A 12,372-nucleotide genomic window follows, 5' to 3' on the forward strand; every position below is an offset into this window, starting at 1 on the left:
CACACGCTGGGGACGTCAGGCTACTGAGGATATGAATGGTCTGATGCATAGCGGGTCTGCGCTAACATATAGGTTTAACACAAAAAGGGAGGATGCATATGCGTAAAAAAATGATTCGGCACCTGTCTATGGTACTTGTTCTGATGTTATTTGCTGGCGTGCTGGCCGCTTGTAACGGTGGCGGTTCTGGAGGGAATGCGCAAGGTAATGCTCAGGGAGGCTCATCGGATAATAAAGGCGAAAAAGTAACCCTGCAATTTTACATGCTTGGAGATGCTCCGAAAGACCTGCCTGTGATTGAGTCAGAGATTAACAAGCTGGCTGGAGCCGATCTGAATGTAAATGTAAAATTCAACTTTACGTCTTGGACGGATTGGGATCAAAAATATAAATTGCTGCTGTCTTCCGGACAGCCGATTGACTTAATCTTTACAGCAGACTGGACGAACTACCAGTCTTATGCGAAGAAAGGTGCTTTCCTGCCGCTGGATGAACTGTTGGCAAAAACACCAAAGCTCAAATCTCATGTTCCGGATGATATGTGGAATGCGGTTAAGATTAACGATAAAATCTACACGGTTCCATCCACGTGGATTGAATACGTAACGGAAGGTATTGCATACCGTGAAGACCTGCGTGAGAAGTATAATCTGCCGAAGCCGGAATCGATGGAAACGCTCGAAGCATACCTGGACGGCATCAAGGCGAATGAGCCCAACATGATTCCAATTGCAGACAGCAATGCAAACCATACGCATGGTGTTCGTCAATTGACTTCCAAGCTGGTAAATACGGCGGGTCAGCTTCCATATGGCCTGGATATTATGTATGATACACCATCAACAGTGACGTCCTATTGGGGCTCACCACAGCATTTACAAGACCTGAAAACATACAAACGCTGGATGGATAAAGGATTTTTCCCGAAAAACGTACTGAATGTGAAGGATACATCCAATTCCCTGTTGCAAAATGGTAAAGCAGCTGTCATTCTTGCTGGGGAGAATCCGAACAAATTCAATTCTGATGTGATCAAGGTTCAGTCCACTCACCCGGACTGGAAACTCGGATATTTCCCATATCCGAATGCGAAAGGTTTTGCACAGCCGGTGCATCCGATTCACAACGGTTTTGCCATTCCGCGGAGTAGTAAAAATCCGGAAAGAGCACTGGAATTTTACGAGAAGCTTGTAACCGACAAACGTTACAACTGGCTGACCGAGTATGGAGTGGAAGGCAAAAACTTTGAAGTAAAAGACGGATACTATCATATGATTGGCGATGCACAAAGCAATGGTTTCCCGCGTGAAGGTATGAATGGCTGGGCGTGGCGTAATCCGGAGTTTATGCTGTATGACAAGAGCTTTGATGATGTACTCGCTATGTTTAAAGACCTTGATAAGATCAAAAAACCGGATATCTTCACTGGTTTTGCCGAGGATTGGACACCTTATCAAGCTGAGAAAGCGGCTTTGGAGCAAGTCGAGAAGCAATATCTGTATCCACTTAACGTAGGCCTTGTTGCGGATGTAGAGGGCGGTTTGAATACGTTTATGGAAAAAGCAAAACAAGCCGGTCTGGACAAAATTCAGTCCGAGTATACAAAGCAATGGCAGGAGTATCTGAAATCTGCTGGTATAAAATAAGCAGTGTGATTATTCTGCAGACTTAAGAAAAAAAGGTGCCTTCAGTTTCGAAGGCACCTTTTCTCTTCGTTATAAGAGACAAGAAGGACGGAATTTTCTAACTATACAAGGTTATAAACGGGTCGACTCTGATGATACAGGCCGCATATCCTGTAACAAATTCATAATAGACTGCGCGCTTTCCATCGGATGTACTTTGGCTATCTCGGCCAGATGGCGTTTTCGCTTCTGAAGCACCTCAGGATAGGAATGAAGCAGTTTGTTCATCCACTTTACAACCACATCAAGGGAGGTAATTCGTTCACCCAATCCTCTGGCCGTAAAATAATGTACATTCTCTTCCTCCTGACCCGGGATCGGATTATGAAACAGCATCGGAATACCTTTTGCCAAACCTTCACTGCAAGTCATTCCGCCTGGTTTTGTAATTAGTAGATCAGAGACTTCCATTAATTTATCAATTTCCGTTGTATACCCGATAATGTGGATATTTTCTTGTTGGAACAGTGGGTCCTGTTCCATGCTAATCCGAATTTTGTCATTACGTCCGAGACAGAAAATAATCTGGATATCTTCATGCCAGCGTGCTAACAATTGGTGAACAACTTTGTCACTGAGCATTCCCCAACCACCGCCCATCACAAGCACAGTAGGCATTTTTTTTAGGTTAAATCTGGATCGGATCTCGTCGTGCACGGGATGCTCCCAGAAGTTTGGGTGCACCGGGATACCGGTTACTTTGATTTTCTCTACGGATACGCCTCGTTGCATCAACTTGGATTTAACTTCGTCTGAGGAGACGAGATACAGATCCACTTCAGGACTAATCCATGTACCATGTGCATCATAATCCGTTAAAACGTTACATAAAGGCACCTTCGTACCTAACCGCTTTAACCTGGATATAACCGCACTTGGAATGGGATGCGTGCAGACAATAACATCCGGATGCAACTGACGCACCACACTGCGGGTATGGGTATAAAACACTTTGTGCAGTGCAAGAGTTGTTAACCGATTCAATGGCTTTTTATATTGCTGTCTGTACATGTATCCAACAAGTTTGGGTTGATTGGTCACCGTTCTTTTGTACGCATTAAGGATAAGTGGTGCTACTTTCGGGTTAAGAAAGCTTCCGAGTTCAAGCACTTTGGTCTGGATATTCGGCGACAGTTTTCGTAAGTGGCTGGACAATGCATAAGCAGCTTGGGTATGCCCTGCGCCAAAGCCCTCAGATAATAGTAAGATTCTTTTTTTCTCCACGCTTGCTTCACCTGTTCCTGCTAGGTTTTCCTGAGTCTAACATATCGGCTTTAAGTCCAGAATGCAACTGTAGCAAGTGCGACTAAAGTACCGATTGTGGCTCCTGCCAAAACATCGGACGGATAGTGTAGCCCCAGATAGATTCGAGAGAATCCGACAATAAGGGCCACAGGAAGCAAAGTCAGCAATAGAAACGGCTCAGTAGTCATAAAGGGTACTGTGACCGAAAAAATAGCGGTTGTATGCCCCGACGGAAACGAATGATCTGTCAGTGGGTTGCGAAACGTTATTGTATCAGGCAAGGCCAGATAAGGTCGAATGCGAGGATACAATTTTTTGGCAATGGCTACAGGAATATGACTTACCGCTAATGCGATACAGGCTTGAAGTCCAGTCGTACTCCATGGAGCCGGGGCCAGTAGCCAGATTAACAAAGATACTGCAATGGAAGAAGTTGCTCCACCAAGATGGGTGAAATAGTACAGCCAGAAATTCATAAAACGATTATGAAGCCGGCCGTTAATCCACATAAACACATTACGATCGTACTTTTGAAACTTTAAGAAAAAACGGCTCATATTGGCCTCCTGCCAGTTAGGCCGTCCCGAGGACGGCAGTATTTCCGGGAAGTTACCCGTGTCGGTTTGCCACCTGTTAAGTATATAACCGATTTTGAAGGTCTTGAGGTTATTTCAGGCATATGTTTATCATATTTTTAAATGTTGTCCTTTTCAAGAAGAAGACATGTAAAGAACGTAAAATTCATGTAAAAGAGTGGATGAAAAACCAATGGTCTTTTTTGACTTCATTCTGCTAAAAAAGATACAATGATTCAACATGGCTGAAATGAGGTAAAAAAATGTGAGTTTTAGATTAAACTTTTTGGTGGCCATTTACGTTATTTGATGTAGAGAGACGGTTCAGTTGCAGTAAGCCACATCAAAAAGAAGGGACTTTAGAAATAAAAATCAAGAAAACGGCTGAAAATAAGATATATCAGGCATGAATGCGAGGTTGTGGCATCACGGAGTGGCTATTCAGCGTTTAAAGTTCACATTTCTGCTTCAGAAAGTGGAATTGGGGTTTTGACAAATTGCTGAAAAGAATACAGAATCGATAAAGCAGCCAACTGGCCGCAGCCATGATTTGAAACATTGTCTGAATGACTGACGTAGTACACAAAAGCACAGGGTCATATTCTGCAATTACAAAAAAATAAAATGCAGAATCAGGAAGAGAAAATGCTAAAGTAATCTGGGTTTTATCTAAAAGGGGGTAACAGAGAACGATGTTGGACGCTATATTCGTCACGCTGCAGGTCATTTTGGCACTGCTTGCCGTGTACCAATTCACGTTTTCGCTGTTCGGTCTGTATAAGAAAAAGAAAAAGAAAAATTATCCTGCAACAAAATCATTTGCTGTGCTGGTTGCTGCACACAATGAGGAACAAGTTATTGGTGCGTTGATGGAAAACCTGAAGGAACTGGATTATCCGAGAGATCTGTACGATGTATTTGTCATCTGTGACAACTGTACAGACAGCACGGCAGAAATCGTTCGTCAGCATGGTTGGAATGCATGTGTACGTACGAATCCAGACTTGAGAGGTAAAGGGCACGCCATCGAGTGGATGCTTAAATACCTGTGGGATTTGCCGCGTCAGTATGATGCGGTTGTAATGCTTGATGCTGATAATCTGGTTGAGCAAAACTTCTTGCTCGAAATGAACAATGACTTGTGTAATGGAGCACGCGTTATTCAGGGATACATCGATACGAAAAATCCTGAAGATTCATGGATCACTGCGGCTTATGGTGTATCGTACTGGTATATCAACCGTCTATGGCAGTTGTCTCGTCACAACCTGAACATGGCGAATTTCCTCGGCGGTACAGGGATGTGCTTCGAAACCAATCTGCTGAAAGAAATTGGCTGGGGCGCTACAAGCCTTGTAGAAGACCTGGAGTTTACGATGCGAAGTGTACAGCGTAATGTGTATCCGGTGTTTAACTATGATGCCAAAGTTTTCGATGAGAAACCATTGACATTTAAAGCTTCAGCTAGACAACGTTTGCGCTGGATGCAAGGGCACTTTACGGTAGCAAGAAGATACTTCTTCCCATTGTTATGGCAGTCCATTAAAGAAAGAAGTCTCGTGAAGTTTGACCTTGCTGTATATGGTGCCAATGTGTATGTGGTGTTGCTCACTTTCCTGTTGACGGCTGTCATGTCAATTGATATTTACGTATTGGACGGCCCACATATCGCTAACATTTATGGATATTTCCCATTGTGGGTTGGATTCATAGCGATCGGCATGAACGTGTTAACGTTTCTGTTGTCCATGGCGCTCGAAAAAGTTAAGTTTGCTAAAGTGTATCTGTATCTGATTCTTTTCCCGATTTATTTGTTGTCATGGTATCCAATTACGTTTTATGCGTTCTTTACGCAAAACAACAAACAATGGAGCCACACGCAACATACACGGGTTGTACGCCTGGACGAAGTACAGAGCAAACAAGGCTAACTTTTGGATAGATTAATTGGTGAACCTCTGCCTAGCTATGAATGTTGTCACACTGTTTTGAAAAAAAGTGTTTTGTATGTTGACAATGTTTGTTGGCAGATGTTATAGTATTCAAGTGCGTTAAACAAATAGCAAAATGGAATCACAAGCAGAAGTCCGACTTCTCACCTGACCAACATACGTTGGCTGGTCAACGATCCCAATAATTTATGAAGTGTATACTCATGAAGAATTGTGTTGATTACAGGGATGTCGGTAGCTTGACCGGCATCCCTTTTATTTTTGTGTAACAGGATATTCAAAATGACCTGGAGGTGGACGGTTATTAGTAAAGATCACATGATTAATGACGAGATTCGGGCGAAGGAAGTACGCCTTGTCGGAGCTGAAGGAGAACAAATCGGGATCACTCCCATTCGTGAAGCACTTCAAATGGCAATTGACCTGAACTTGGACCTGGTTAATGTGGCCCCACAGGCTAAACCGCCGGTGTGCCGCATCATGGACTATGGCAAATTCCGCTATGAGCAACAAAAGAAAGAAAAAGAAGCCCGTAAGAACCAGAAAATTGTTGACATTAAAGAAGTATGGTTCCGTTCCAATATTGAGGAGCACGATTATCAAACGAAGCTTCGTAATGTAGTTAAGTTTTTGAAAGAAGGCGACAAAGTGAAATGCTCCGTTCGTTATCGCGGACGTGAGATTGCACATGCGTCTATTGGTCAACGGATTTTGGAACGCGTTAAGGTAGAAGTTGCAGAACTTTGTACCGTTGAACGTCAACCGAAACTGGAAGGCCGCAGTATGATTATGATCTTGGCTCCTAAAGCCTGATAACATTGGAGGAGGAAACACAACATGCCTAAAATGAAAACACACAGCAGTTTGAAAGGACGCTTCAAAATTACCGGTTCCGGTAAAGTCCTTCGTTACAAAGCTCACAAAAACCACTTGCTTTCTCACAAATCCAAACGTGCTAAGCGCGTTCTGAACGGCAACCCTGTAATGGCTGCTGGTGACGTGAGACGTTTGAAACAAGGTTTGGCTAACCTGAAAGGTTAATTCAAAATAGTAGATTCCGTACGGGGGATTGGCTTCGGCCATACACATACCACGGATACATTTATATTTATTTGGGAGGTTCTTTAATATGGCAAGAGTAAAAGGCGGTTTTGTAGTACGTCGTCGTCATAAAAAGGTTTTGAAACTGGCAAGAGGTTATTTCGGTTCCAAACACCGTATCTTTAAAACAGCTAATGAGCAAGTAATGAAATCCCTGGTATACGCATACCGTGACCGTCGCAACACAAAACGTAACTTCCGCAGACTGTGGATCGTTCGTATCAATGCTGCAGCACGTATGAACGGTTTGTCTTACAACAAATTGATCCACGGATTGAAACTTGCTGGTGTGGACATGAACCGCAAAATGCTGGCTGATCTGGCCGTTAATGACATCAATGCGTTCAACTCTTTGGCTACTGTAGCTAAAGGTAAAATCAACGCTTAAATCTGTATGAAGTAAGCCGCCGTACCTATGGCGGCTTTTTTTACGGACTGGAGAATAAAAACGGCTTAGGAAGAACAACCTAAACTTATCGCAAAAGCTGGAAGTGATAGCAGAGTGCGAGCGCCGTTGGTGAATAACACAGCATGGCATTACATAAAACACGAACGGTACAATAATACAAATGAATCAGAGTGGTATTACGAAAATTTAGAAGTGGGTGTGATATTTTTGTTATATAACGTCACATTGTTGTAACGTTAGTGTGTTAAAACGTTAAATTATTAAGCGCTTTCAATAAAAAAAGTACAAAAATAAGTGCTTTTTGGTGATTATACATCTGGATTTTAACACTGGTTGATTGTATAATCACCTCTAGTAGGCCAGTCCTAAATTTTTCTTTTCGGGTCATAATGTTCGGCTTTTCGACAGATGAACAGATGCATCGAGCAAAAGAATGCGCTTTTAGTGAGCCATTTGCGAAACATTTCGCTTTTAACCTGTTCTTTATATCTGTTGATCCGTGCAATGCAGACGAGATTTGAAAGGGACATATTATTAAGGGGGAAAAAGAGAAATGAAAAAGATGCTTAGCCTGTCTCTGGTAATGTTGCTGGCAGTATCGGTTATGCTCGCAGGATGCGGAAGCAAACCAAAAGAAGAAACAAATGCCGGAGGAGACAATGGTGGAACTTCCACTGAAGCCAAATCCGATGTTCAAATCGGTATGGTTACTGACGTAGGCGGCGTGAACGACAAATCCTTTAACCAATCGGCTTGGGAAGCACTGCAAGCAACCGAAACTGAAACAGGTGCTAAAGTTAAATACCTGCAAAGTAAATCCGATGAAGAATATATTCCAAACTTGAACGAATTTGTTAAAGGTGGATATGATCTCACTTGGGGTATTGGTTTCCAACTGGCTGATGCGATCAAAACAGTAGCAGAGCAAAACCCTGATTCTAAACTGGCGATCATCGACAGCGTAGTGGATGCAGCTAACGTGAAATCCGTAACGTTCGCTGAAGAAGAAGGATCTTATCTTGTTGGTGTTGTTGCTGGTCTTAGCACTAAAACAAACAAAGTTGGTTTCGTAGGTGGTATGGATAGTCCACTGATCAAAAAGTTTGAAGTTGGTTTCAGAGAAGGGGTTAAAGCAGTAAACCCTAAAGCTGAATTCATCTCTAACTACACAGGTGCTTTTGACAAGCCTGACTTGGGTAAAGCAGCTGCAGCTACATTGTACAACAAAGGCGTTGACATCATTTTCCACGCTTCCGGTGCAACAGGTAACGGTGTGTTCAATGAAGCGATTGCTCGTAAAAAACAAGGTCAAGATGTATGGGTTATCGGTGTGGATAAAGACCAATCCCTTGAATTTGGCGATGAAGTGACACTGACTTCCATGATCAAAAAAGTAGACGAAGCGGTTAAACGCGTGAATAAAGAAGTTGTTGACGGTACATTCGCGGGTGGATCTGAGAATCTGACGCTGAAAGAAAACGGCGTTGGCATTGCGGACACTTCCAGTAAAAATGTATCACCAGAAGTTCTGGCTAAAGTTGACGAATACAAAGAAAAAATCATCAGCGGCGAAATCAAAGTACCTACTGAGTAATACGAATTCGTAGTCATTTTGATATCTGCTGTATTATAATCATCCGGGCCGGTCTTGACCGGCCTTGTGATTGTAAAGCCAGGAACATTTGATCAAGGCATTATAACATTTGTACAATCTAACCATTGCAATAGTGCTCCGAGTAGGAGCTTTTCTTTCGTTTGCGGAACCAAACTATATCAGTTATAAGGGTGATTACATGGGTGCAGCAACCCCCGTCGTTGAGTTGAAACAGATAACGAAGCGTTTCCCAGGCATTGTTGCCAACGACGCCATCAGCCTTCAGCTTCAGAAAGGCGAAATTCATGCTCTACTGGGCGAAAACGGCGCTGGTAAGTCAACATTGATGAACATTGTTTTTGGTCTCTATCAGCCAGATGAAGGTTCCATTGAAGTGAATGGCAAACCTGTCATCATTGACAGTCCAAACCGGGCGATCGATCTTGGCATCGGTATGGTGCATCAGCACTTTAAGCTTGTGCAGCCGTTCACGGTAACAGAGAACATTATTTTGGGATCCGAGCCTACTAAGGGTCTCAACATTAACTATAAAAAGGCCGCTGCAGAAGTACAGCGCTTGTCCGAGCAATATGGACTCAAAGTAAATCCTCACGCCAAAATTCACGATATTTCTGTCGGCATGCAGCAGCGTGTTGAGATTGTTAAAACGCTATATCGCGGTGCGGACATTTTGATCTTTGATGAACCAACAGCAGTACTGACACCACAAGAAATCAAAGAGCTGATGGTCATCATGAAAAAGCTTGTCGCTGAAGGTAAGTCGATCATTCTGATTACGCACAAGCTGAAAGAAATTATGGAAATTTCGGATACGGTTACGATTATTCGTCGTGGTAAAGTCATTGATTCGGTTAAAACTTCGGAAACCAATCCGAATGAACTTGCAGAAAAAATGGTTGGCCGAAACGTTACGTTTAAAGTGGATAAGCAGCCTGCCACACCTGGAGCCAATGTACTTGAGGTCAGCAAGCTGATGGCCAAAAATAAAGAAGGTATCGCGGTTCTGAACGATCTGAACTTAAATGTGCGTGCTGGAGAGATTGTTGGTATTGCCGGGGTAGACGGTAATGGTCAAAGTGAATTGATTGAAGCCTTGACAGGTTTGCGCAAAGTGGATAGCGGATCGATCCGTTTGCAAGGAAAAGAGCTTTCCAATCACTCTCCTCGTCACATCTCAGAAGCGGGCGTTGCTCATATTCCTGAGGATCGACATAAGCATGGGCTTGTTCTGGATTTTTCGGTGAGTGAAAATATCGTTCTGGAATCATATTACAAGGAGCCGTATACGCGCAAAGGCTTCCTGAATTTTGATGCGATTAAAAAGCAGGCTAAGCGACTGGTAGAAGCATTCGATGTGCGAACACCGAGTATCGAGACGAAAGCACGTTCTTTGTCGGGAGGAAACCAGCAGAAAGCCATTATAGCCCGTGAGGTGGATAAAAACCCTGAATTGCTGATTGCTGCTCAGCCAACACGTGGATTGGACGTAGGGGCTATCGAGTTCGTGCAAAAGCAATTGATTGCTCAGCGCGATCAGGGGAAGGCTGTTTTATTGATTTCGTTCGAACTCGATGAGATTATGAACGTTTCAGACCGCATCGCGGTTATATATGAAGGACAGATCGTTGGCGAGGTGCTGCCGGAAGAAACCAATGACAGGGAGCTTGGCTTGATGATGGCGGGCAGCACCCAAAAGAGAGGTACTGTGCATGAATAAAGTGTTAAAATGGTTTACCCGAGATTCGTTTATTTTGCCTGTTGTAGCGATTCTGATGGGACTTATTCTCGGCGGAATTGTTATGCTAATTGGTGGATATAACCCGTTTGAAGCATACGGTGCTTTATTCAAAAAAGTATTTGGTGACATGTACAACTTCGGGGAAGCTGTGCGGGAAATGACTCCGCTCATTATGACGGGCCTTGCTTTTGCTTTTGCGGCTCGTGCCGGGTTGTTTAATATCGGGGGCGAAGGACAGTTTCTCGTAGGGATGACAGCAGCTACGTTTGTAGGTGTGAAGTTTACTGGTCTGCCTATTTATATTCATGCACCACTGGCGCTAATTGCGGGTGCGGTATTTGGTGGGCTCTGGGCAGCAATTGCTGGTTACCTGAAAGCTGCACGAGGGGTCAACGAAGTTATCAGTAGTATTATGCTGAACTGGATTGGTTTATATTTAGCCAATCTGATCGTGCGTCAATTTTTGCTTTTGCAAGGGGAGAACCGCTCCGTTGATATCAGCGAGTCGGCCTCTATCAGTCTGACTTGGCTTTCTGAATTGATGGGCAATTCACGTGTTCATATGGGAACGTTGATTGCTCTTGTAATGGCAGTGCTCTTTTATATCTACATGTGGAAAACAAAGCAGGGATATGAAATCCGTGCCGTCGGTTATAACCCGAATGCAGCGGAATATGCAGGTATGCATGTTAATCGGAATATCGTCAAAGCGATGTTTATCAGTGGCATGCTCGCAGGGCTTGGCGGAGCGTTCCAGGTTCTCGGGGTATTCCAGTATCAGACCGTAATGTCTGGTTCTCCAGGCACCGGGTTTGACGGGATCGCAGTTGCTTTGATTGGTCTAAATCATCCGTTTGGAGTGTTACTTGGTGCGTTGCTCTTTGGTACGCTTACTTACGGTTCTGCAGGAATGAGCTTTGCTGCGGATGTACCACCTGAGATTATTCGGATTGTCATCGGTTCGATTATCTTCTTCATTGCCGCACAAGGCATCGTGCGCTGGGTACTTAAACCGTTCTATTCCAAGCGCAAGAAAGAGAAGGTGTTGTAGATGGACTTGTTGACAATCGGGCAAATTATCAATACGACGCTTGTCTTTGCTACGGCATTGATTTTTGCTTCCCTTGGCGGGATATTCTCGGAAAAATCTGGGGTAACAAACCTTGGACTTGAAGGTTTCATGGTGTTTGGTGCGTTCGCAGCCGGTATTGGTGCTCACTATGCCCAAGAAGCGGGTATGGGCGGGACAACATCGGCGTGGATGGGGGTACTGCTTGCCATCGTGCTTGGTGTACTCGTTTCACTTATTCACGCGGTAGCATCCATTACGTTTAAAGCTGATCAGATTATCAGTGGTATCGTCATTAACTTTTTAGCGGCAGGAAGTACACTGTATTTGGTAAAACTGCTGTTTGAAGGTTCAGGTGATTCACCTTTGGTACAAGGCTTCAGCAAATTTAATGTGCCGTTTCTCGAAAACATTCCTTTGCTTGGAGAAGCATTTTTCAAAAATGTATATCCAACGACTTACCTAGCGATTTTGTTTGTATTCCTGACATATTACATTATGTTTAAAACACCGTTTGGACTTCGTCTGCGTTCTGTAGGTGAACATCCAAGCGCGGCGGATACTGTCGGGGTTAAAGTTCGTCGTTACCGTTACGTTGCTGTTATGATCAGTGGTGCACTTGCGGCGATTGGTGGAGCAGCCATTACATTGACAACAACAGGTACGTTTTCGCATAATACCGTTTCCGGTCAAGGTTACATTGCGATTGCAGCGATGATCTTTGGTAAATGGAATCCAATCGGTGCTTTCGGCGCGGCTGTATTTTTTGGATTCTCTCAAGCGATCCGTAACTATGTGCAATTGTTTGAATGGTCACAGAGTATTCCCCAGGAAATTATTTTCATGTTGCCTTATTTGCTTACGATCATCGTTCTGGTGGCTGCGGTTGGACGTTCTTCGGCTCCATCTGCGCTGGGCGAACCGTATGATCCTGGTAAAAGGTAACTTTAGCAAACCGGATATCATTTGTTATCCAAAACATA

Annotated in this window: 11 protein-coding genes and 1 other annotated feature; of the genes, 9 read left to right on the forward strand and 2 right to left on the reverse strand. The window is 43.7% G+C overall.

Translation table 11 applies throughout. The features are described from left to right. Nucleotides 1–92 precede the first annotated feature (92 nt). Nucleotides 93–1,646 carry an extracellular solute-binding protein gene (locus MKY23_RS08455; protein ID WP_339837205.1) on the forward strand — a complete coding sequence of 518 codons (1,554 nt, stop codon included), beginning with the start codon at nt 93–95 and terminating at the stop codon, nt 1,644–1,646. Nucleotides 1,647–1,757: 111 nt separating this feature from the next. Here the strand turns inward: MKY23_RS08455 and MKY23_RS08460 are convergent, their stop codons facing one another. Together MKY23_RS08460 and MKY23_RS08465 are read right to left on the reverse strand one after the other, a co-directional pair. Next, nucleotides 1,758–2,909 (reverse strand): glycosyltransferase, encoded by a 1,152-nt coding sequence (locus MKY23_RS08460; protein ID WP_339837208.1) that lies wholly within the window; start codon nt 2,907–2,909, stop codon nt 1,758–1,760. Nucleotides 2,910–2,959: 50 nt separating this feature from the next. Further along, on the reverse strand, nt 2,960–3,487 hold the full coding sequence (locus MKY23_RS08465) for a phosphatase PAP2 family protein (protein WP_090922188.1): 528 nt from the start codon (nt 3,485–3,487) through the stop codon (nt 2,960–2,962). A 710-nt stretch (nt 3,488–4,197) separates the two neighbouring features. Here MKY23_RS08465 and MKY23_RS08470 point away from each other — a divergent pair. The 8 genes from MKY23_RS08470 (at nt 4,198) to MKY23_RS08505 (ending at nt 12,334) form a co-directional block, all read left to right on the forward strand. Further along, a complete protein-coding gene (locus MKY23_RS08470; RefSeq protein ID WP_090922190.1) occupies nt 4,198–5,436 on the forward strand; it encodes a glycosyltransferase family 2 protein in 1,239 nt (412 codons plus the stop codon). 140 nt (nt 5,437–5,576) lie between these two features. Next, nucleotides 5,577–5,722: a sequence feature (ribosomal protein L20 leader region), on the forward strand. A gap of 53 nt (nt 5,723–5,775) precedes the next feature. Then, on the forward strand, nt 5,776–6,270 hold the full coding sequence (infC, locus tag MKY23_RS08475) for a translation initiation factor IF-3 (protein WP_139168915.1): 495 nt from the start codon (nt 5,776–5,778) through the stop codon (nt 6,268–6,270). Nucleotides 6,271–6,294: 24 nt separating this feature from the next. Further along, complete coding sequence (gene rpmI, locus MKY23_RS08480) at nt 6,295–6,498, forward strand: 50S ribosomal protein L35 (protein ID WP_017689665.1); 204 nt, start codon at nt 6,295–6,297, stop codon at nt 6,496–6,498. Nucleotides 6,499–6,586: 88 nt separating this feature from the next. Next, complete coding sequence (gene rplT, locus MKY23_RS08485; protein WP_017689664.1) at nt 6,587–6,946, forward strand: 50S ribosomal protein L20; 360 nt, start codon at nt 6,587–6,589, stop codon at nt 6,944–6,946. Between the two features lie 574 nt (nt 6,947–7,520). Then, a complete protein-coding gene (locus MKY23_RS08490; protein ID WP_090922194.1) occupies nt 7,521–8,561 on the forward strand; it encodes a BMP family ABC transporter substrate-binding protein in 1,041 nt (346 codons plus the stop codon). 199 nt (nt 8,562–8,760) lie between these two features. Beyond that, a complete protein-coding gene (locus tag MKY23_RS08495) occupies nt 8,761–10,299 on the forward strand; it encodes an ABC transporter ATP-binding protein (protein ID WP_339837215.1) in 1,539 nt (512 codons plus the stop codon). Next, complete coding sequence (locus tag MKY23_RS08500) at nt 10,292–11,371, forward strand: ABC transporter permease (protein ID WP_090922198.1); 1,080 nt, start codon at nt 10,292–10,294, stop codon at nt 11,369–11,371. The genes MKY23_RS08495 and MKY23_RS08500 overlap by 8 nt, the downstream gene beginning before the upstream one ends. Next, complete coding sequence (locus MKY23_RS08505) at nt 11,372–12,334, forward strand: ABC transporter permease (protein ID WP_090922200.1); 963 nt, start codon at nt 11,372–11,374, stop codon at nt 12,332–12,334. The last annotated feature ends 38 nt before the right edge of the window (nt 12,335–12,372 follow it).

The organism is Paenibacillus sp. FSL R7-0272, from assembly GCF_037969905.1.
In the GTDB taxonomy this organism is placed as follows: domain Bacteria; phylum Bacillota; class Bacilli; order Paenibacillales; family Paenibacillaceae; genus Paenibacillus; species Paenibacillus polysaccharolyticus.